The organism is Sellimonas caecigallum, assembly GCF_019754295.1.
GTDB lineage: Bacteria > Bacillota > Clostridia > Lachnospirales > Lachnospiraceae > Sellimonas > Sellimonas caecigallum.
The window spans coordinates 1-22,198 of the sequence record NZ_VIRV01000024.1; the positions used below are offsets into that span (position 1 = coordinate 1).

20 protein-coding genes and 1 pseudogene are annotated in these 22,198 nt (G+C 46.9%); 14 read left to right on the forward strand and 7 right to left on the reverse strand.

Translation table 11 applies throughout. The features are described 5' to 3' along the window. Positions 1-8: 8 nt before the first annotated feature. The gene (locus FLB61_RS11700) at positions 9-2,054 is read right to left on the reverse strand and encodes a HelD family protein (RefSeq protein WP_221920271.1); all 2,046 of its coding nucleotides are present in this window, start codon (positions 2,052-2,054) and stop codon (positions 9-11) included. A gap of 171 nt (positions 2,055-2,225) precedes the next feature. Here FLB61_RS11700 and FLB61_RS11705 point away from each other — a divergent pair, with 171 nt between their 5' ends. Together FLB61_RS11705 and FLB61_RS11710 are read left to right on the forward strand one after the other, a co-directional pair. Next, the gene (locus FLB61_RS11705) at positions 2,226-2,741 is read left to right on the forward strand and encodes an RNA polymerase sigma factor (protein WP_221920272.1); all 516 of its coding nucleotides are present in this window, start codon (positions 2,226-2,228) and stop codon (positions 2,739-2,741) included. Next, complete coding sequence (locus FLB61_RS11710; RefSeq protein ID WP_087203035.1) at positions 2,725-3,276, forward strand: hypothetical protein; 552 nt, start codon at positions 2,725-2,727, stop codon at positions 3,274-3,276. The genes FLB61_RS11705 and FLB61_RS11710 overlap by 17 nt, the downstream gene beginning before the upstream one ends. A 30-nt stretch (positions 3,277-3,306) precedes the next feature. Here FLB61_RS11710 and FLB61_RS11715 read toward each other — a convergent pair whose 3' ends face one another. Further along, on the reverse strand, positions 3,307-4,245 hold the full coding sequence (locus FLB61_RS11715; protein WP_330625611.1) for a helix-turn-helix transcriptional regulator: 939 nt from the start codon (positions 4,243-4,245) through the stop codon (positions 3,307-3,309). 233 nt (positions 4,246-4,478) lie between these two features. On the opposite strand from FLB61_RS11715, the gene FLB61_RS11720 reads away from it, so the two are divergent. From FLB61_RS11720 to FLB61_RS11740, 6 genes and pseudogenes are all read left to right on the forward strand, one after another. Further along, positions 4,479-6,098, forward strand: a complete 1,620-nt coding sequence (locus FLB61_RS11720) for a glycoside hydrolase family 13 protein (protein ID WP_221920273.1) — start codon at positions 4,479-4,481, stop codon at positions 6,096-6,098. A 69-nt stretch (positions 6,099-6,167) separates the two neighbouring features. Beyond that, complete coding sequence (locus FLB61_RS11725; protein WP_221920274.1) at positions 6,168-7,835, forward strand: alpha-glucosidase; 1,668 nt, start codon at positions 6,168-6,170, stop codon at positions 7,833-7,835. Between the two features lie 84 nt (positions 7,836-7,919). Next, positions 7,920-8,438 carry a peptidylprolyl isomerase gene (locus tag FLB61_RS11730; RefSeq protein WP_087209737.1) on the forward strand — a complete coding sequence of 173 codons (519 nt, stop codon included), beginning with the start codon at positions 7,920-7,922 and terminating at the stop codon, positions 8,436-8,438. A gap of 129 nt (positions 8,439-8,567) precedes the next feature. Continuing rightward, positions 8,568-9,386, forward strand: a pseudogene (locus tag FLB61_RS13400) (energy-coupling factor transporter ATPase); the annotation flags it as partial. Beyond that, positions 9,384-10,328 carry an energy-coupling factor transporter ATPase gene (locus FLB61_RS13405; protein ID WP_334300406.1) on the forward strand — a complete coding sequence of 315 codons (945 nt, stop codon included), beginning with the start codon at positions 9,384-9,386 and terminating at the stop codon, positions 10,326-10,328. The pseudogene FLB61_RS13400 and the gene FLB61_RS13405, both read left to right, overlap by 3 nt. Then, on the forward strand, positions 10,325-11,149 hold the full coding sequence (locus FLB61_RS11740) for an energy-coupling factor transporter transmembrane component T family protein (RefSeq protein WP_087203038.1): 825 nt from the start codon (positions 10,325-10,327) through the stop codon (positions 11,147-11,149). The genes FLB61_RS13405 and FLB61_RS11740 overlap by 4 nt, the downstream gene beginning before the upstream one ends. A gap of 219 nt (positions 11,150-11,368) precedes the next feature. Here FLB61_RS11740 and FLB61_RS11745 read toward each other — a convergent pair whose 3' ends face one another. From FLB61_RS11745 to FLB61_RS11765, 5 genes are all read right to left on the reverse strand, one after another. Next, entirely contained in the window at positions 11,369-13,333 is a 1,965-nt protein-coding gene (locus FLB61_RS11745; RefSeq protein ID WP_221920276.1) for an FtsX-like permease family protein, read from the reverse strand. Beyond that, entirely contained in the window at positions 13,323-14,087 is a 765-nt protein-coding gene (locus FLB61_RS11750) for an ABC transporter ATP-binding protein (protein ID WP_087209734.1), read from the reverse strand. The genes FLB61_RS11745 and FLB61_RS11750 overlap by 11 nt, the downstream gene beginning before the upstream one ends. Before the next feature lie 76 nt (positions 14,088-14,163). Further along, on the reverse strand, positions 14,164-15,156 hold the full coding sequence (locus FLB61_RS11755; RefSeq protein ID WP_221920278.1) for a sensor histidine kinase: 993 nt from the start codon (positions 15,154-15,156) through the stop codon (positions 14,164-14,166). Beyond that, a complete protein-coding gene (locus FLB61_RS11760) occupies positions 15,153-15,764 on the reverse strand; it encodes a response regulator transcription factor (protein WP_087203042.1) in 612 nt (203 codons plus the stop codon). The genes FLB61_RS11755 and FLB61_RS11760 overlap by 4 nt, the downstream gene beginning before the upstream one ends. Beyond that, complete coding sequence (locus FLB61_RS11765) at positions 15,764-16,903, reverse strand: DUF4317 domain-containing protein (protein WP_221920279.1); 1,140 nt, start codon at positions 16,901-16,903, stop codon at positions 15,764-15,766. The genes FLB61_RS11760 and FLB61_RS11765 overlap by 1 nt, the downstream gene beginning before the upstream one ends. Before the next feature lie 160 nt (positions 16,904-17,063). Between FLB61_RS11765 and truA the strand changes: the two genes are divergently transcribed. The 6 genes from truA to FLB61_RS11795 all read left to right on the forward strand — a co-directional run bounded on the left by truA (position 17,064) and on the right by FLB61_RS11795 (position 22,147). Continuing rightward, on the forward strand, positions 17,064-17,870 hold the full coding sequence (gene truA, locus FLB61_RS11770) for a tRNA pseudouridine(38-40) synthase TruA (RefSeq protein WP_221920280.1): 807 nt from the start codon (positions 17,064-17,066) through the stop codon (positions 17,868-17,870). Between the two features lie 75 nt (positions 17,871-17,945). Then, positions 17,946-19,100, forward strand: coding sequence for an aminotransferase class V-fold PLP-dependent enzyme (locus FLB61_RS11775; RefSeq protein ID WP_221920281.1), 1,155 nt, complete (start codon positions 17,946-17,948; stop codon positions 19,098-19,100). Between the two features lie 133 nt (positions 19,101-19,233). Next, positions 19,234-20,508, forward strand: a complete 1,275-nt coding sequence (locus FLB61_RS11780; RefSeq protein WP_221920282.1) for a double-cubane-cluster-containing anaerobic reductase — start codon at positions 19,234-19,236, stop codon at positions 20,506-20,508. A 16-nt stretch (positions 20,509-20,524) separates the two neighbouring features. Continuing rightward, on the forward strand, positions 20,525-20,788 hold the full coding sequence (locus FLB61_RS11785; protein ID WP_221920291.1) for a putative Se/S carrier protein: 264 nt from the start codon (positions 20,525-20,527) through the stop codon (positions 20,786-20,788). 92 nt (positions 20,789-20,880) lie between these two features. After that, positions 20,881-21,645, forward strand: coding sequence for an acyl-CoA dehydratase activase (locus FLB61_RS11790; protein ID WP_221920283.1), 765 nt, complete (start codon positions 20,881-20,883; stop codon positions 21,643-21,645). 70 nt (positions 21,646-21,715) lie between these two features. After that, on the forward strand, positions 21,716-22,147 hold the full coding sequence (locus FLB61_RS11795) for an RrF2 family transcriptional regulator (protein ID WP_221920284.1): 432 nt from the start codon (positions 21,716-21,718) through the stop codon (positions 22,145-22,147). Positions 22,148-22,198 lie beyond the last annotated feature (51 nt).

Sequence of the window (22,198 nt, forward strand, 5' to 3'; positions counted from 1 at the left end):
TGTCTGATTTACAAAAGCAAAGAGGATGGATCTGCATCCAGCATCAGGTGCAGCTCATGGAGCGCTCGTGTGATGGCGACGTAGAGAAGTTTTGCCTCCCGCGGATTGTTTCCATAGCGGCTCTCATCTGGCTTCCACAAGATGACACAGTCAAATTCCAGGCCTTTTGTGAGCATGACAGGAAGTACCATGACGCCGTTGTGGAAAGCGGAGGAATCGGCATCTGTGATATCAAGGATCGACCGCACTTCCGCTGCCTCATCTTCCGTACGGCAGACGACAGCGATCGTCTCGAAATTCTTGGCTTTCACGGCATCTACTGTTTCCAGAAGTAAAGCCGGCAAAGAAGCAGTGTCCGCCCGGTGGATTTCCGGTGGGAGTCCATGTCGAATGACAGGCTGGATCCGGTAACTGCCCTGGGAGGCTTTCTCAAGGACTTTCCCTGCATACTGAGAAATTTCGATCGTATTGCGGTAACTTTTGGCAAGCAGATAGAAGCTGTCCCGTTCCTCTTTAAAGAGCGCCTTCTTCAGACTCTCCCAGTCATTCATCCCAGTTTCATAGCGGATATTCTGGGAGACATCGCCCATAATGGTAAAAAAGCAAGGCGGAAAGATTTCTTTCAGCACATAGTAGACAGTCTCTCCAAAATCCTGCGCTTCGTCAACAATGATCTGGCTGAATTCGTCCATCTCTTTTTTCTGAAGAATCCGTTTTTTGATCAAAGCCAGAGAGGCAACATCGTACACGTCAAACCGTTTTTTACGCACGGATTCTATCGTAGCCGAAAATAAAGAGCAGCTTTCTTCGCTTTCCCCGGAAAGGGTTTCCAAAAAGGCAAGATAGATAGAATCTTCCGTCCATTTGTGCCTGGAGGAATCAAAGTATTTCCTGTAGTTTAAAAGTTTCGCCTTTTTATATTCCGGTGTGCGCTCTGTACAGAGAAAACGGATTCGGGACGCGAGCCGTTCATTGAAAAGCTTTTCTGTCTGAAAGAGGGAGAGGTCCGGATGATAGAAGCGGGCTTCTTCCATGTTTGCGGAAGAGAGGACGACGCCAAGCTCCGGATCGGTGATATCCTGTATGGAAAGAGCATCCTCCTGCCATTTTTTCAAAAAGGCATCCAGTTTCCGGACGAAAGACAGACGGCTTTTGAGCGGCGCCTCCGGAAGATCCGGAACAATCCGAAAACTTTTCTTGAAATGATTTCCGAGAAAATAAGGGAAGATGGCATCCATACGCATTTGGCGGACATTTTTGACATCCAGTTCAGGGAGACCGCTGCTGATATAATTCAGGAGCATATCGTTCCCACCGATGATACAGAATTCTGCCGGCTTATACTTGTCTTCGTAATTGTAGAGGAGATAAGAAATCCGGTGGAGTGCGACGGTCGTTTTCCCGCTTCCAGCGACACCCTGCACGATGATATTTTTGGAAGGGATATCACGGATGATCTCATTTTGCTCCTTCTGGATCGTGGCGATGATGTCGCCAAGGACCGCTTCCTTGTTCTGGGAAAGATATTTGACAAGCAGTTCGTCGTTTGCCGCCACGTCGTCATCATAAAACCCAAGCAGTTTCCCGTCGGAAATATCGTATGTGCGTTTGCGGTGCAGATCAATTTCCACGTCGTCCGCTTCAGGTACATAGTAAAAACCATGTCCCAGTTCATTCTCATAGTAGATGCTGGCAGCGGGCGCCCGCCAGTCGACGATGACAACATCCGTCTGATTTTTTGTAATTCCGTTCTTCCCGATATAGAGACGTTCCGTACTTTCATAAGTGAGGTCGTCATAGTCGATGCGGCCAAAGTACGGTTTTTTCAGAGCCGCGCGATTTTTTCGAAGGGCATTCTGGGTATGTTCCAAAATATTCTGACTGGCAGTTAGCTGACCGTAGGAATCCCCTTCGCCCTTTTTTACGGCCTGGAACAGGGCAGTGACCTCTTTTCTGCCGGCCTGTTCCCTGGCTTCATATAGCCGGATGTTTTCCTGTATCAGGGAAAGACAGCTTTCCAAGTGCAGGAGTTCTTCTTTTTGTTCCTGATTCATGTTCCATGTTCCTTTCTTTCCGGCCATCCCAAACACTGTAAGCCTTATTATAGCAGGAAAGAAGGAGACAGAAAACAGAAAAATCAGGGAAAATGAGATTTTTGCAGGTTTTCTGAGGTATTATAAGTGAAAAGCTTTTCAGGAAAATGACAGAAGAAATGGAGGAGCAAAGTGGATACGCAGAAATATACAGAAACCGTGAAAAAATACAGCAGTATGGTATACCGCATTGCATTCCATGACTGCCGGAATCGGGCAGATGCAGAAGACATTATGCAAAATGTATTTCTGAGACTCTACAGAAGCAAAGACGCGCCTCAGGAGGAAGAGCATATCCGACACTGGCTTGTGCAGGTAACGATACGGGAGTCAAAAAGGCTATTTTCCAGGCCATTTAAAAAACGGGAAGACCTTCTTTGGGAAATCCGTCCATCAAAGAGCAGCATTGCAAAGTGGCCGGAGGTTCTAAAAGAAGAGCGTGAAAACGATGTCCTGGAAAAGGTGCTGGAACTGCCAAGGAAATACCGGACAGTGATTTATCTGTACTATTATGAAGAATACTCAGTCAAAGAGATCGGGGCACTCCTGGGAAAAAGGGAGTCTACTATCCAGACACAATTACAGCGCGCGAGGAAAAAACTGGAAATAAGCATAAAGGAGGCTGGAAATTATGAAGGAGCAGTTTGACAAAGACAGTTATATCGATGCATGTCAGAGACTTCAGCCTTCCCGGAAGGCCGTGATGGAAATCACACAAAGGGAAGAGGGACGGAAAAAGTATTCACTTAGAAAAAGAAGCGGGTTTGTGCTTGCATCCGTCATGCTGTCGGTATTTGCATGTTCGGTCATCGGGATTGCCGCAGCCGGGCAGATCAAGACAGTATTTATCGATCCGGATTCCGGAACCGCAGAAGAACGATACGGGACATTAGAAGAGACAGAAGATGGGTATATCGTGAAATTTGATAAAGATGAAAAAAGCACAAAACGTGATCTGACACTGGAAGAACAGCTTGGCGTATCGGTTGTGCAGCACGCGGATACCGGGGAAATCACACTGGTCACAGGGGATACGCAGACAGACATTACAGAAGCCATGAAGGCGGCCGGAATGTATGAGACAACATTTGAAAAAGAAGGAAAGACGTGGATTGCCACGGTAACAGGCGGAAGTGAAGCACCTCGTGTCAGTGTGCAGGAAGCAGGAAAAGAAGAAAAATAGAGAAACAAAGGAGAAACGCTCCGCCAATGTCTACTGGCGGAGCACTTCTTTTGGAGTCATATGATATTTCTTTCGGAACAGGCGATAAAAATAAGACAGATTATGAAAACCACAGGACAAGGCCGTCTCAAGCACAGGGGTACGGTCTTTATTTAGCATCTGCCAAGCCTTCTCAAGACGCAGCGTATTGATATACTCCGTACATGTCATTCCGACATGAAGCTTGAAAAACCGCATAAAATGATACTCGCTGAAACAACAGATCGCTGCCAGATCCCGGACAGACAGAGGCTCCGGATAGTGCATTTCAATATAATCCAGAACAGACTTCAGCTTGTCGCTCTGAGATTTCGAAAAAGATCCGTCGGCATCCTTCGCGTCCGTTAGACGATACGGAAGCAAAAGAGAAAAAATCTCGAAAAAAAGAGATTTCAGCAAAAGCTCGTACCCATCCTGCTGCTGAAGATAAAGATCACTCATCCGGCAGATGATCTCACGAAGTTTCGGATTGGCAGCATGATCGGACGGAATCACATAAGGAAAGCGAAGATCCCGGGAAGAAAAAGGAAGCAGATACTTCATACTGCAAATATCTGCAGATTGAATTCCAAGAAAATTTAGATGAAAAACAAAAGATTCCGACTGCATGCGATACTTTGGAAAAGAACCAGCAGAGTGAAGGACAGCCGGCGGCAGCAAAACAATATCCCCCTCACGCACCGGATACTCACACAAATCAATATGGTACACACAAGAACCCGACTGGATCAACGTCAGTTCGGCCTCCTCATGCCAATGAAGAGGAAGCAAAGGAAAGTCCTTGGAAAAAGATAACGTATACCTGGCAAGAGGAAAAAAACGATCCCCATGCCGGGTAGGCTCACGCTGCGAAGAAATCAAAAGATCACTGTTAGCCCCGCTCTGAGACTCAGAAAAACGATCCACCAAAAAACACCCCCAAAAAACCACTACACAACTTAAAAAAAGCAGAATAATACAAAAACTTGAAATAATAATACAAGAAAAAAAACTAAAATGCAACTATAATACAGTTAAGTATAGAAGGGGGACGGGTTCTGAAGAGCCGGAACCCGTCCCCTTTTCTCGATTTCAGAATCTTTGTTATTATGTAGAAAGTATCATTAAGTGATACAATTTTATGAGACAGATTATAAACAAAATGAGAAAGGCTGGTGCAAAAAATGACGAAAAAGTGGTGGCAGGACAAGGTCGTTTATCAGATTTATCCGAGAAGTTTTCAGGATAGCAACGGGGATGGGATTGGAGATCTCAGGGGAATCATTTCAAAACTTGATTATCTTCAGGATCTGGGGATTGATGCGATCTGGCTTTCTCCGGTATGCAGATCGCCTCAGGATGACAATGGATACGACATTTCGGATTACCAGGACATTGATCCGATGTTTGGGACTCTTGAAGATATGGAAGAATTGATTCAGAAGGCTAAAGAGAGAAATATACAGATTATCTTGGATTTGGTGCTGAATCATTCTTCGGATGAACACAGATGGTTTCAGGAAGCAAAAAAAAGTAAGGACAATCCATACCATGACTACTATGTATGGCGTGATGGAGTGGAAGGCGTACTGCCGAATGATATGAAAGCTTGTTTCGGAGGACCGGCTTGGGAATGGGTACCGGAACTTCAGCAGTATTATTTCCACCAGTTCTCCGTAAAACAGCCGGATCTCAACTGGGAAAATCCAAAAGTTCGCCGTGAAATCTACGATATGATTCTTTGGTGGATGGAGAAAGGTGTCGGTGGATTCCGTTTGGATGTGATCGATCAGATTGCCAAGGAACCAGATAAAGGAATTACTGGAAACGGACCGCGCCTCCATGAATTTATCCGGGAATTAAGCAAAGAGACTTTCCAGAAAGGGAATCTGATTACAGTTGGGGAGACGTGGGGAGCGACGCCGGAACGTGCAAAACTTTACAGTAATCCTGATGGAAGTGAATTTTCCATGGTATTTCAGTTTGAACACGTAGGACTTGATCAGGAGGAAGGAAAAGAAAAGTGGGATCTCAGACCACTTCCTTTTGTGGAACTCAAAAAAAATCTCGCTAAATGGCAAAAAGAGCTTTACGGTTGTGGATGGAACAGCCTATTTTGGAATAATCACGATCTTCCAAGAATCGTATCACGCTGGGGAAACGACAAAGAATATCGTGCAAAATCGGCCAAAATGCTGGCGGCAGTTCTTCATGGAATGCAGGGCACTCCTTACATTTATCAGGGAGAAGAACTTGGAATGACAAATGTGGTATTCCAGGATATTAGCCATTATCGGGATATTGAAACAAGAAATATGTACAAAGAACGTATGGAGAAAGGGTATGATGAAAAAGAAATCATGCGCTCCATTTATGCAAAAAGCAGAGATAATGCACGGACTCCGATGCAGTGGAATGAAAAAGAAAATGCTGGATTCACAACAGGAACACCTTGGATTGAAGTCAACCCAAACTACACCGAAATAAATGCAGAAAAAGAACAGAAAAATCCAGATTCCGTTTATCATTTTTATAAAAAATTGATCCGGCTTAGAAAAGAAAATTCAATCTTTACAGAAGGAAACTTCGAACTTCTGATGGAAAATGACGAACAGATCTTTGCATATACAAGGACAACAGAAAAAGAAAAAATGTGTGTGATCGCAAACTTCACAGACCAGACAGCATCCTGTCCACTGCTGCAAAAATGGTCCGAAAAAGAAAAACTTGTTCATAATTATGAGACAGAACCAGAAGAAGGAATTCTGCGGCCATACGAAACAATGATATATATTGACAGATAATAAAAAATGCGTTTTTTTCGGGGACGTGTTCCGGCTTACCGGAACACGTCCCCCATATAGGAGGTACACATGCAGTATAAGTGGTGGCATGACAAGGTTGTCTATCAGATTTATCCGAAGAGTTTTATGGATTCCAATGGAGATGGGATCGGGGATTTTCGGGGGATTATTGGAAAATTGGATTATCTGAAGGAGCTGGGAATTGATATTATCTGGCTGTCCCCGGTTTATCAATCCCCGTTTGTGGATCAGGGGTACGATATTTCGGACTATTACCGGATTGCGGAGGAGTTCGGTACAATGGAAGAGTTTGATGAGCTTCTTTGGGAGGTCAAAAAGAGGGGAATGTATCTGATCATGGATTTGGTTGTAAACCATTGTTCTGATCAGCATGAATTTTTCCAGAGAGCGCTCGAAGATCCGGATGGGGAGTATGCGGACTATTTCTATTTTGTCAAGGGCAAGGATGGAGGTGCTCCGAGTAATTATCGTTCGTATTTTGGCGGAAGTGCCTGGGAGAAGATTCCTGGCAGTGATAAATATTATCTTCATTTTTTTGCAAAGGAGCAGCCGGACTGGAACTGGGAAAATGAGAAGACCAGGCGTTATATTTACGATATGATCAACTGGTGGCTTGATAAGGGTGTGGCCGGATTTCGTGTGGATGCCATTATCAACATCAAGAAAGACACGAGGTTTCCGTCCTATGAGCCGGACGGTGCGGATGGTCTTGTCCACTGTACAAAGATGGTCGAGAGTGTGGATGGAGTCGGAGAGTTTCTTGAGGAGATGAAAAGAGAGACGTTTGCGAGGAAAGATGCGTTTACGGTCGGCGAGGTCTTCAACATGAAGGAGGATGAGCTGCGGGAATTTATCGGCGAGGACGGTCATTTTTCTTCTATGTTTGATTTTTGCGCAGAGGAATTCTGCACTGGGGAGCATGGATGGTATGATGCGAGGGAAATCACACTTCCGGCCTGGAAACAGGCGGTATTTCGTTCTCAGATGGAGACGGAGGGGATTGGATTTAAATCCAATATTATCGAAAATCATGATGAGCCGCGTGGATTCAGCCGTTTTCTCCCGAAGCATCTGCAAAATGACAATGGAGCCAAGGCGCTCGGGACTGTCAATATACTTTTGAAAGGCATTCCGTTTATTTACCAGGGGCAGGAGATAGGAATGAGAAACTGTCCGATGGAAAGTATTGAGGAGTACGACGATATCAGCACAAAAGATCAGTATCAGGTGGCGCTGGATGCCGGACTTACAGAGGAGCAGGCACTTTGGGTCTGCCGTGAGCACAGCAGGGACAATGCCCGGACTCCGATGCAGTGGTCTGCGCAGGCAAACGCCGGATTTACAACAGGAACCCCTTGGCTGAAGATACATCCGGATTACATACACATAAATGTAGAAAAACAGGAAAAAGAAGACGATTCGATCCTTCATTACTACCAGAAACTGATCGCACTTCGGAAACATCCTGCCTGGAAGGAAATTTTCGTGTACGGAAAAACAGTACCGGTTTATGAGGATTCCGACTGCCTTTTTGCATACGAGAGAGTGCTTGGGAATGAGTCTATCCAGGTAGTAGCCAATTTTGGCAGCCGTGAGGCTCAGATAGAGCGCAAATCCGAGATTCTTCTGTCCAATCTTTCAAAAGTGCAGCAGGAAGAACAGAGCAGAGGAAGCAGTATGGCGCTTCTCCCAGGTCAGGTTCTCGTGTGGAAGTAAGTCCTTGCCCCTCGAGGGAGAGTGTGGTACAATCGAGCTAGTGCACTGGTAAAGTGTAAATGAAAGAAGAGAGGTAGGATGGAAATGGCAAATCCAGTTGTTACATTTGAAATGGAAAACGGCGATATCATCAAAGCGGAATTATATCCGGAGATCGCACCGAACACAGTGAGAAACTTTGTGTCTCTTGTGCAGAAAGGATTTTATGACGGACTTATCTTCCACAGAGTCATCCGTGGTTTCATGATCCAGGGCGGATGCCCGGATGGGACTGGCATGGGCGGCCCAGGGTACACGATCAAAGGAGAATTCAGCCAGAATGGTTTCGAAAACAACCTGAAACATACACCGGGAGTGCTTTCCATGGCGCGTGCTATGCATCCGGATTCTGCAGGAAGCCAGTTCTTTATCATGCATGAGACATCCCCGCACCTGGACGGAGCATATGCTGCATTCGGGCAGGTTACAGAAGGGATGGAAGTGGTAAATAAGATCGCGGAAACAGCCACAGACTACAGTGACCGTCCGCTGGAGACACAGCGTATGAAAAAAGTAACGGTAGATACATTCGGGGAGACATACCCGGAACCGGAAAGAGCATAAAAAATACCGGCAGTTTCTTCCAGTAAAGGAGGCAGCTGCCGGATTTTTATTTTACTATTTTTGCGGAATGTGGTACACTATACGAAGCTATCAACAAGCAATGAAAATAAAGAGGTTGCGTTTATGAGCATGGTAAAGACAGAAAAACTAGTGTTTGAATACGAAAAGAGAGACGATGAAGGAAATGTCATCGGAAAGCAAAGGGCCATTGACGAAGTGGATCTGGAGATTGAAAAGGGACAGTTTATCGCTATCCTCGGGCACAACGGATCCGGAAAATCCACGTTCGCAAAACATATCAATGCAATCCTCGTTCCAAGCGGAGGCACGATGTGGGTCGGTGGAAAAGATACGAGGGATGACAATGAGCTGTGGAATATCCGCCAGAGCGCAGGGATGGTTTTCCAGAATCCGGACAACCAGATCATCGCTACTGTTGTCGAGGAAGATGTCGGATTCGGTCCTGAGAATTTAGGTGTTCCGACGGAAGAAATATGGAGACGGGTGGAAGACAGCCTGAAAAAAGTAGGAATGCTGGAGTACCGTCACAGTTCTCCAAACAAACTCTCCGGAGGACAAAAGCAGCGGGTGGCCATTGCAGGTGTAGTGGCCATGAGACCGGAATGTATTGTCTTGGATGAGCCGACGGCCATGCTGGATCCAAACGGAAGAAAAGAAGTTATACGTACAGTGCGGGATCTCCAAAAAAGAGAGAAAGTGACGGTCATTTTGATCACACATTATATGGAAGAAGTCATTGATGCAGATTATATCTATGTTATGGACAAAGGAAAAGTGGTAATGAAAGGAAAGCCAAGGGAAATTTTTTCCCAGGTGGACACGCTAAGACACTATCGTCTGGATGTCCCGCAAGTAACAGCGGTGGCAGACTCTCTCAGAAAGAAAGGTATACCGGTAAAGCCGGATCTTCTAAGCCGCAAAGAATTGTGTGAATCGATTTCTAAACTCTACGGGAAAAAGGAGGATCTTCTGGAAGAGACTGCCACAGAAGAGCATACGGTATTTGGCCAGGGTAAGGATCCGATCCTGAGTCTGAAAAATCTGAATTATGTATACAACCCGGGCACAGCATATGAAAAACATGCCATGAAAGAAGTCAGTCTCGATCTCTATGAGGGCGAATTTATTGGAATCATCGGCCATACCGGATCCGGAAAGTCAACCTTGATCCAGCACCTGAATGGTCTGATACGTGCCACATCAGGAGAACTTTCTTTCCGTGGGAGAAATATTTATGAAGAAGGGTATCCGATGAAGGAACTCCGTCAGCAGGTAGGTCTTGTTTTCCAGTATCCGGAACACCAGCTTTTTGAGGTGGACGTACTGAGTGATGTTTGTTTCGGACCGAAAAATCAGGGACTTTCCCAGGAAGAATGCGAGAAACGGGCAAAAGAAGCGCTGCAGATGGTAGGATTTCCGGAGTCTTCATACAAAGCATCCCCGTTTGATCTTTCCGGAGGACAGAAACGACGGGTTGCCATAGCAGGGGTACTTGCTATGCGGCCAAAAGTACTTGTACTGGATGAGCCGACAGCTGGTCTGGATCCAAAGGGACGGGATGATATTTTGGATCAGATCGCGATGCTTCAGAAGACAACAGGCATCACAGTCATCCTTGTGTCCCATAGCATGGAAGATGTGGCCAAATATGTGGATCGGATCATCGTCATGAATAAAGGGGAAAAGATATTTGACGACACACCAAAACATGTATTCCGTCACTATAAGAGACTCGAAGAAGTAGGGCTTGCAGCTCCGGAAGTGACATATATCATGCATGAACTGCGGGAGGCAGGCGTACCGGTTTCCACGGACATTACACTTGTCGGGGAAGCGGCTGAAGAAATAGAAAGGGTTTTGAAAAAATGATACGAGATATTACCATCGGCCAGTATTACCCGGCAGAAAGTGCCATCCATAAACTGGATCCAAGAGTAAAAATAGTAAGCACACTTTTGTATCTCATTTCACTGTTTCTGTTCCGGAGCATTCCGGGATATTTGGTGGCGACGATTTTCCTGTTCGGATGTATCGGCATCTCAAAAGTGCCGCTGAAATTCATTCTAAAAGGATTGAAGCCGATTTTCATCCTGCTTTTGATTACTGTCCTTTTCAATCTTTTTTTGACATCCGGCGGAAATGTCCTTCTCCATGTCTGGATTTTTAAGATCACAGAGGAGGGACTCAGAACAGCGGTCTATATGGCGATCCGCCTGATTTACCTGATCATGGGAGCGTCTCTTATGACATTTACGACAACACCGACAGCGCTTACCGATGCCATCGAACGTCTTCTGCACCCGCTGAACCGTCTGAAGGTTCCGGTGCATGAGATTGCCATGATGATGTCCATCGCCCTGCGGTTTATCCCGATTCTTCTGGAAGAGACAGATAAGATCATGAAAGCGCAGATCGCCCGCGGCGCGGACCTGGAGAGCGGAAATATCATCCAGAGGGCCAAAGCGATGATCCCGATACTCGTACCGCTTTTTGTCTCTGCATTTCGAAGAGCCAATGATCTTGCCATGGCTATGGAGGCACGGTGCTATAGAGGAGGGGAAGGGCGGACAAAGATGAAACCCCTTGTATATCACGGAAGAGATATCCGCGCGTACATCATCGTCCTTCTCTATCTCGTTCTTGCCATCGGGGCAGGAAGATTCCTTCCATTTCACATATGGATTTTTTAGTGGAAAACAAAGTTGTGTGGCAAGGAGAATGTCGGGAGGAGTTTCAGTATGAATTAGCGGGAAATGCTGCGCACAAGACATCGCACTTGTGATGCAGGAATATTTGAAAAGTCAGAAATAGAAATGGTTTGCCGTAAAACAGGACAGAGTTTCAACACATCAAAAGGAGCTTTGCACGAAGTAGTTGTGCGAAGCTCCTTTTTCGAGGAAAGATGGTGGTTAGTATTCCAGTATGTGTCTCCTTGCCGTCAAGTATGTGACGGTAAAATAAAGCAGATAGCCTGCCAGGATAACAAGGGCAATCCCACCGCTTATGAAATAGGCGGCTCGGGGATGAGAGACATACCCGAGAAGCGTACATGCCTTCTGGCCGATGACAGCACACGGAATGGCGGACAGAAGCGGAAGGACAAAAGGAAGAATAAAGAACACAAAGATCTGGCAAAACAGAGCCTTTGAAGCGGTCATTCGGTCCGCGCCGATCTGAGTCAGTATCCGGTATTTGCGCTTGTCTTCCGATACGCCGGAAAGGATCTTCAAGGCAAGCACGGCCATGGCCAGGAAAATGAAGATGACAGCGATATAGAGGGCGCCAAGGACAAAAATCCCGCTGGCCTGGCTTGCATATTCCCATCCGCTTTGTTTGAATTCATAGTCGGAAGCCAACAGTATCCGGTCTGAGACGAGGGAAGGGGTCTCGTACAGAAACTCTTTTTCCAGATCTGCGATGTCGTATTCTCCTCCTTTTAGCGAGAAACCGCTGCAGTAGAGGAGGGGCGCCATCTGCTTCACAGCCTCGTCCGGCACGATGATAAGGAAGTAGGCCTTTCGTACGATATAAGGGGAGGAGGAAATCATTCCGCCGTAGGTATAGGTCTTCCCGTTTAGGACAGGGGCAGCAGACCGGAAATCAAGTGACTGGATCTGAGGGCTGCTGGAATAGATCCAAAAGGTATCTTCGAGATGAAGCGTCTTTTGACCGAGCGCTTTTTGCACCCGGTTAAAATCGGATTCTGAGATGTAAGAGTCCACGAGACCTTCAAATCCATCGCCCCTCCACGGTGTAAATTCAAAAAAGTAGCGCTGATGGTTTGTATAGACTGTATAATCTGTGCGGTCTTCGACCGTGTCATATTTTTCCAGGATCTGCTCTGCTTCCGAGATGGAAACAGCAGGGGAAGAAGATGCGCTGATTTCGGCATTGACGTCAAAAGGATAGCTGTGATCTGTCGAGGACTGCATGAATGTTTTCATGAGCAGCGAAAAATCGCTCCCGATGACGGCAAATGTGATGAGGAACGCCACGATTCCAATCAAGATGGAGTTGGAACGGAGTTTTCCGGACAGCTGTCTGAGAACGAATGTGTTGGTTCCACGGCTGCAGAAGGTACGAAAACGTAGCATCAGGTCTGCCAGACAGCGGGAAGCTCCGACATGGATGAAAAACACACTGACAGCAAGAATCAGAAGACTCATCAGCATCCTTCCCGGAAGTGCCTCCATATCCCGGAAGATATGGATCATTTCCTGATAAAACATGACGGCTCCGGCTACGATTCCTGCAATGGATAAAAGGGTAACAAAAAACCAGAACATCGGGTGTCTGACAGGTTTTTCATTTTTTCTGCTTCCGTGGATGAGGTCATAGATGGACACTCGAAAGAGGTACAGTGCACACGTCACGGATGACAGAAGAAAGACGAGCAGGACAAGCCCTGCAGTCATAAGGAATCCATACAGTGAGTAGGACGAAAATGAGTAGGAAATCTCCATGAGACTGCTCAAGAGAGACATAAGCACCTGATAAAGGAAAATGCCGGCCAGGATCCCGGTTACAAGGGAAATAAGTCCAATGATCAGTGTTTCCATTGTAAATAGAAGGATCATATCAAAGCGCGTCATTCCCATCGTAAGATATGTGCCAAATTCCCGTTTCCGAAGTTTAAGCAGGAAGGAAGAAGCGTAGCCAAGGACGAAGGCCACGATCAGAGCCATCATGACTGAAATCATGACAAGTCCTCCGGCGATATCCGAAAAGGAACGGGCTTTTTCGGCAAGATCAGGGCTTGTGACAACGCTGTTGAATGCAAACATCAGCGCGATCGTAAGAGAGACGGTTATATAGTAGATGAGATAGTTTCCCATCTGCCTTTTTACATTCCGAAAAGCGAGTTTACCGAACATCCGCATCACCTCCCAGCGCAGATGTGACAGAGAGAATATCGTGATACAGCTCCTGCCTTGAACGGGTACCCCGAAGAAGTTCACTCCAGATCTGTCCATCTTTCAGGAACAGGACACGCTGGGCGTAAGAGCCGACTACCGCATCGTGGGTTACCATGAGGATCGTGGAGGAAAATTCTGCGTTCATAAGCCGGAACGTCTCCATGAGTGTTTTGGAATTGCGGGAATCCAGAGCGCCGGTCGGTTCGTCGGCGAGGATCAGAGCGGGCCTCGTAATGAGGGCTCTGGCGCAAGCGGCGCGCTGCCTTTGTCCACCGGAAAGCTCATAGGGAAATTTGTCAAGCTGCTCTGTGATACCAAGAGAATGGGCGGTCTCGTTCAACCGGATGTCTGTCTCTTTTGCGCTGATTTTTTGCAGGTTCAAGGGAAGAACAATATTTTCCCGAACAGTAAGAGTGTCAAGAAGATTGTATTCCTGAAAGATAAATCCAAGCCTGTCTCGCCGGAAAGATGCAAGCTCACGTTCCTTCATTTCTGTGATATTGCGGCCGTCCAGAAAGATCGTGCCGGAACTTACCCGATCCACGGTAGATATCATGTTAAGCAGTGTACTTTTCCCGGATCCGGAAGCCCCCATGATGGCGGTAAATTCGCCCTTTTGTATCGAAAAAGAAATGTCATCAAGAGCCTTTGTCACGACAGATCCTGTGCCGTAATATTTGATCAGATGGCTGATCTGCAATGTCTGTGTCATATGCTTCTACCTCCGTTTCTGATATTACTATATCACAAACAGGCCTCTGTTTTTCTAACACAGAGGCCCGGTTTTCTTACAGTTTTGTAATAGTTTGTTTTGCATCATCCGGGAAGGAAAGGGAGATAGAAGTGCCGACGCCTTCCATGGAGTCAATCTGCAGCTCAATGCCAAGCTTTTTGCAAAGTTCCGAGACAATGTACAGTCCCATTCCGGTACTTGTCGGGGAAGTACGACCGTTTTTACCTGTAAATCCCCGCTCTGTCACACGCGGGAGTTCATAGTCTGGGATGCCAGGGCCATTGTCCGACACCGAAAGCGTGCGTTGACTGCATTTTATAATAAGATGAGAATGGGGACAGTATTTCGCACAGTTTATGAGAAGCTGCTTCAATATAAATACGACTGCTTTTTTGTCGCTGAAGACAGAAAGACTTCCTTGCTGTTCAATGCTGATCCGGGCAGCGATCAGAAGGGACATCTGGCTTTGGATGGCCTCATCTGCGGCTTCGGACAGATTGAAAGAAGAGATAGCGATGTCTTTTTCGGCAGACCGGAGTCTGGCGTAGTAGAGGATCGTATCAGTCAGATTTTCTGCCTGTTTCAATTCCTGCCTGAGTTTTTCAGGGGAGGAGCCGTTTTCCAGGATGAGAGAACAGGTTGTGAGAGGTGTCTTGATCTCATGGATCCAGCTCTCCACATAGTCCATGTAGTCTTCTTTGTCAGAGGATGCCTGCTCTGTCAGACCGATGGCAGAGTGGGAGATGGCTTTCATGATCTCAAAATATCCACGTTCTGTTACGGTAGTTGGGGGCGGGAGAAGCTCCCCCAAAAGGTAAGGGCGATCCATCTGTTCGATCAGTTTTTCCAGTCTTTTCAGGCGGGAATTTGCGGTAAGCCAGGTAAAGAAAAGCCATGCAAAGACAAGAATCCAGAAGGAAGATGCACATACAAGATAAAGGGAGAGATTTCCGCCAGCTGTAAGAAACAGAATGGAAAAAACAAGGAAACCGATGCCAAGAAAGCAGAGAGTTACTGCGCGGGAGCAGAAAAATTCGATCCATTTCATAGGCGGTATCCCACCCCTCTTACCGTGTGCAGAAAGTCATCGGCCCCGATCTGCCGGAGCTTTTCCCTGAGACGGCTGATATTGACACCAAGCGTATTGTCATCGATATACAGACGGTCGATCCAGAGATCTTCTATGATCTCCTGACGCGTACATACAGCTTTTTTCATCAGACACGAGAGAATCCGCATTTCATTCCTCGTAAGTTCTTTTGTCTTTCCCTGGTAGGAGACTGTCATTTCCTCCAGAGAAAGAGTAAGTCCCCGTGTTTCCAAAACAGAAGCGCCCTTTCGTCTCAGAAGACGGGCAATCCGGGCAAGAAGGACCGAAGAGTGGTACGGTTTCCGTATAAAATCGTCTGCACCGACGCCAAATCCAAGGATTTCATCCTCTGCCGAGTCGCGGGCCGTCAAAAAAATCACAGGGACATCGGAAGAAAGCCGGAGCTTCCGACATATCTCGAATCCGTTTTGACCGGGAAGATTGACGTCTAAAAGCACAAGATCAAACGGTGCCTCCTCCACGGGCTCATAGCCGTTGGAAGAAAGGAGGATGCAAAGCTCCTGTTTCATTGTAAAGTCATCTTCTATGACAAGAATTCGTTCCATTACGCTTCATCTGCTTTCCTGTTTGAGACAGGGATTCCGTTGACCTCCACACTGTCACTTGCCTGGATGACAAGGTACGGGATCCCGTCGATCCATCGGGTTTCTATGAGATCTGTCCGCTCCGGGTTTACTTTGATGACAACATCCGGAGTTTTGACTTCAAATGTCCGGGTGCCTGCCACGTTGGAGGCAAGAAGAGAAGTTTTCTCCCCGGCAGCCGCATCGAATTCACGGTCAAATGTTTCCAGTTTTTCTTCATTCGCACCGCTCCTGGAAAGAAGCTTTTTCACATCTGTCTTGTCCAGCTTCAGAGGTTCCGGCTCGTCTTTATGTTCGGCGATCATCTCGGTTAGATTGTCGTGAAGGGTCTTGACAGTGTCAAAGCTGCAGTCCTCTCCGAGCGCGTCACTTACAAGAGACTGAAATGCCGATTTTTGATCCTGGGCAGCCATGGGAGTCCGGCAGCCAAGGACATTGTCGATAAGCTCGCTCTGAAATTCCTTCGCATTTTTCGAGTAATACAAAAGTCCGTGAATATCGGTGGAACGGTCGGAAAAAGCAGGAAACAGAAAACCAGTGTCCGGCATCTCCACGATCCAGTCGCGGATCCGGTCTTCGATACTGTTGGTCTCCGAATTATAACAAAGCCCTGCCTTGGAAAGTTTGACCGGGCAAATGCTGCAGAGAAGAAATTCGTAGACCTCATCGGAAGCATCGAACATCTCCTCTCCATCTGAAGATTTTCCTGGAACATCGTAGTTGGCATGGATCAAAATGATGTAATAATTTTCCCCATAGTTATAAAAATCGATGATTTTCTGATAAAACTCGTCAAGGAGAGCGTCGTCTGTCAGTTTGGAGTCCCGAAGCTTCAGAAGAAATTTCTGGCTTCCCCCGCCCATCTCCTGCTCCAGTGGAAACTCCATATCAAACAGATTTTTTCCGATGGAACCGGACAACGTTTTCTTAAACAGGTCAAAGTATTTAAACATTTCCTCCTCAGGAAGAGAAAGAAAGGCATCTTTTGTCTTTGTCTTGATATTTTTTTCTCCGTCCACGTAACAGCCGCAGATGCGCGTGATAGCACAGTTGGCCGGAGTGAACTGTTTCTTGATCTCTGATATTTCTTTTTTGTTCATACTGTTCACCTCGGTTTTCATCTTAACATGGAAAAGACGATTCCACAAGCAAAGACTCATATATAAGAAGTTTTAGAAAACCGAATAGACACGGATTTTGAGAATCGGTATAATGAAAGAAAAAAGATCAACAGAAATAAAAAATCAGGGAGAAAACATCTTGAAAAGAATCAAACTTACCGTGTCGTATGATGGCACAAAATACTGTGGCTGGCAGATACAGCCAAACGGCATTACAATAGAAGAAGTACTAAACAAGAAAATCAGCCGGATAACCGGAGAAGACATCAAAGTCATCGGAGCAAGCAGGACAGACTCCGGCGTCCACGCTCTGGGAAATGTAGCAGTCTTCGATACCGGAAGCACGATCCCGCCAGAACGGTTCCTGTATGCTCTGAACCAAAAACTGCCGGAAGATATCGTGATCGTAAAATCCGAAGAAGTCCCACTCACATGGCACCCACGCTATCAAGACTGCACAAAAACATACGAATACCACATACTCAACACACCATTTCCAAATCCACTGAAAAGATTTACAAACAGCCACGTATCCTTTCCGCTGGATGAAACAAAAATGCAGAAAGCGGCAGAATACCTCAAAGGCACACACGACTTCGCAAGCTTCTGCAACATACGGACAAATGTAGAAGAAACTGTACGCACGATCTACACATTAGATGTGAATCGCCAAAACGACCAGATCACGATCCGAATCAGCGGAAACGGGTTCCTCTACAATATGGTACGCATCATCGCAGGAACACTCATCCGCGTAGGACGAGGATTCTATACACCGGAAAAAGTAAAAGAAATACTGGAAGCAAAAGAACGAACCGAAGCAGGCGTCACAGCTCCACCAGAAGGACTGGTGCTGGTGGGGATAGAATATGATAAGGGGACGTGTACCGACTCGTCGGTACACGTCCCCGAAGATAGAAAAACACCGGAAAGCGGCGTAAAATAAGCGTTTACAAGGGGGACGGGTTCCAAGCAGCAGGTACACGACCCCAAAATATTAGACAAAAAAGAGGTGGTTTTTATGGATAATTTTATCTATTTTGACAACGGCAGTACTTCTTTTCCGAAGGCACCGGGTGTTGCGGAGGCGGTAGGGCATCTGTTGATGCATGGGGCGTTTAATATCAACCGTGGGAGTTACGAGGGTGCGTACGAGGTGGCGGAGATGGTTCTGGATACGAGGGAGCGTCTTGCGCGGCTGTTTCATGGGGGAGATTCCCGGCGGGTTATTTTTACGCCGGGGATTACCTGGTCGCTGAATATGCTGCTTTCCGGTTTCCTTCGTGCCGGGGATCATGTGATAGTATCCGGAATGGAGCACAATGCGGTCATGCGGCCGCTTTATCGTCTAACGAAAGCGGGGATTACATACAGTGTGGCGCAGGCAGACGGAGAGGGATATGTTGCCCCTGAGGCGGTGGAGTGTGAGATACGGCCTAATACAAGGCTTGTTTTGATGCTGCATGCGTCAAACGTATGCGGCACGATCCTTCCGATCCGGGAGATCGGGGACATTTGCAGGAAACACCGGCTGTTTTTCGCGGTGGACACGGCTCAGAGTGCCGGATCGATTCCGGTTGATATGGAGGTGGCGGGGATCGATTTCTTGGCTTTTACCGGGCACAAAGGACTCAAAGGCCCGCAGGGGATCGGCGGATTTTTGATTTCGGATCGGCTGGACGAAGAAATGCAGCCCGCCATCCTTGGCGGCACGGGAAGCCGTTCGGATTCCCTTGAACAGCCGGATATGCTTCCGGATAAATATGAAAGCGGCACGATGAATCTTCCGGGTATTGCAGGTCTGAATGCAGCACTCGTATATCTGGAGGAGACGGGGATCGAAGTCATCGCTAAAAAGAAGACGGAGCTTACGAGGATGTTTCTTGAGGGGGTAAAAGAGATTCCGGGTGTGCGTGTCGTGGGAAAACAAGGATGTGAAGGACGGACAGCAGTTGTCTCTTTGGACTTTCAAAGGCAGGACAATGCACTTGCCGCCTTTCAGCTGGAGCAGGAATATGGTGTCATGACGAGAGTCGGTCTTCACTGCGCACCCCAGGCTCACAAAAGTCTCGGAACATTTCCGAAGGGAACGGTCCGTTTTTCTTTCAGTGAGAACAATACATCGGAAGAGATCGGACACTGCGTGGAAGCAATCAAAAAAATCGCCGAAAAATAGAAAATATCTATAAATAGAAATGATGATGAAAAATAACAATAAGCAAAACCATCTGCAAAATTGAAGCACCATATCAAAAATGATAATCTTAAAAGAAAGAAGAATGATTTCGAAAACTAAGGAGGAACAAGAAATGGCAGATTATCATCAGATGTGGGAAGATCTTGGGATGGATATCGAGACACACGACCAGCTGTGTGAAGTCCTTCCGCAGGCATTTGGGGATGTGTACCTTTCCCAGGAAAATCGTCCGGAAGGAATGGATTATTTCAATTTTGTTGTTGCTGAAATCCACGGAGTACGTCCGGCTGAACTGATAGAGCATCAGAAAAAAGGCGGAAAAGTATTCGGGACATTCTGTGTGTACGTCCCGGATGAAATCGTATTTGCAGCAGATGCCATTGCAACAGGTCTCTGCGGCGGATCACAGTTTTGGGTGCCTGGCGGGGAGAAAGTCCTTCCGACAAATACATGCCCGCTGATCAAAGCAAGTGTTGGTGCGAGACTTGACCGGACATGCCCATTTTTCCGGATTGCAGATATGTATGTAGGAGAGACGACATGCGATGGAAAAAAGAAGGCCTGGGAGATACTTGCAGAGGATGTGCCGGTACATGTCATGGATCTGCCGCAGATGAAGCGGGAAAAAGATGTGCAAGCATGGGCCGATGAGATCCGGACTTTTAAAGAAGTCGTGGAAAAAGAGACAGGAAATACAGTGACAGCCCAATCTCTTCACGAAGCGATTCTTCTGATCAATAAAAAGAGAAAAGCACTTTCAAGGCTCTATGACCTGAGAAAGAATGAGAAACTTCCGATCAGTGGAAAAGACGCACTCTTGATTTCTCAGATTGCCTTTTACGATGACCCGACCCGCTTTGCTGAGATGACAAACAAGCTCTGTGATGAGCTGGATCAGAGAGTCAAAGACGGTGTGTCTGTCTTCCCGGCAGGGACAAAGCGGATCATGCTGACAGGTACACCTCTTGCCATTCCGAACTGGAAGCTGCACAATCTGGTAGAGACGAGCGGCGGCGCAGTTGTCTGCGAAGAAATGTGTACTGGAACCCGTTATTTCGAACGTCTTGTAGATGAGGCGGAAGGAACAGTAGACGAGCAGATCGATCATATTGCAGAGCGCTATATGGGAATCAACTGTGCATGTTTTACGCCAAACAGTGCAAGGGTTGACGATATTCTCCGGCTTGCAAAAGAGTACCACGTGGATGGTGTTATCGATGTAAATCTGAAATTCTGCAGCCTCTACGATTGTGAAGGATACCATGTGGAGAAAGCTCTGAAAGAAGCAGGTATTCCGGTGCTTGGTATTGAGACAGATTATACGGACAGTGATGCCCAGCAGCTCCGCACAAGGATCAGTGCATTCATCGAGATGCTGAACAATTAGGAGAGAGAAGTTGCCGATGGAACAGGAGATCCAGTACTATGTGCTGTTTCCCAATCATGACAATGGGATGCGGCTTCACAGAGAACTGAAAAAGAAAGGATTGTCCAGTGTGATCGCCCCTACCCCGAGACAGGCCAGCAAATGCTGCGGCATCTCTCTGCTCATAAAGGAGGAAGAGACAGATGCAGTAAAGGATGTCATTGAGGAAGCGGACATCGAGACACTTGGAATCGCACAGATAAAAAAAGATGTCAACCCGAACAGGGACAGATATTGCTAAATTTGCGGGGATGCGGATCAATACGACGCATCCCTGTATCACGCAGAAACGGAACCCATCATTGTTTCGGAAATAGCATGGAGGAAGGTTAAATGAATTACGTAGGAATCGATATCGGATCAACAGCATCCAAAGTAGTGGTAAGAGGAGACCATGACACATCTTTTGTACTGCCTACAGGCTGGAGCAGTAAGGAGACAACGCGGGAAATCCAAAGGCGGCTGAAAGAAATGGGCGCGGATGTGGAAGGCGAAGAGACAAAAGTCGTGGCTACCGGTTATGGGCGGATAGCGGTGGACTTTGCAGATTACGTCATCACGGAGATTACCTGTCATGCCAGGGGAGGCAGGGAGATCGCAGGAGGAGACTGCGCCGTCATCGATGTAGGTGGTCAGGATACAAAGGTAATCCTCGTGGAGCACGGTATGGTAAGCGACTTTCTCATGAATGACAAATGTTCTGCCGGAACTGGGAAATTCCTGGAGATCATGGCAAACCGTCTCGGTGTCGCCATCGACGAACTTTTCGATCTGGCATCCCAGGGAAACGTGCTGCCGATCAGCTCTCTCTGCACGGTATTTGCAGAGTCTGAAGTCATCAATTACATCGGAGAGGGACAGAAAAGAGAAGACATCGCAGCCGGAGTTGTGGATTCGGTAGCTGCGAAAGTGGCGCAGCTGGCTCAGAGAAAAACACTGCCGGAACGCATTATTTTGACCGGGGGCCTGAGCCACAGTACATACTTTACCGATATCTTGAGCAAAAAGATCGGAAAGACCGTAGAGCCGACAGAAAACGGAAGATTTGCAGGAGCCATCGGAGCATCCTACCTGGCAGAGGAAAAGAAGAAGAGATAGCCATCTCCCTTGACGGATGATTCCTCAGGCGATATGATAATCAGGGGAATACGCAGGAGGGATGACAAAGATGAAAATTTCAACAAAAGGAAGATATGCACTGCGTCTGATGCTGGATATCGCCATTCACAATAATGGCATTCCGGTCCGGCTCAAAGATGCGGCGGCCCGGCAGGAGATTTCGGTCAAATATCTGGAAAGCATTGTCTCGGTTCTTGCAAAAGCAGGGTATGTCAAAAGTGTGCGGGGAGCCCAGGGGGGCTACATGCTCACAAGAGATCCGGACAAGTACACGGTAGGAGATATCCTTCGCCTGACGGAAGGAAGTATGGCGCCGGTGGACTGCCTGGAAGAAGAAACTCCATGCGGAAGAGCCGAAAGATGTGTAACTATCAGGATCTGGAAAGAGCTTGACGCTGCCGTCAAAGGTGTGATCGATCATTATACATTGGAAGACCTGGTAAGATGGGAAAAAGAAAAAGGGATGGACTATATCATCTGAGACAAGTGTGGGGACAAAGGAGACTTTGTTCCTTTTTGTTTTATACAAAAA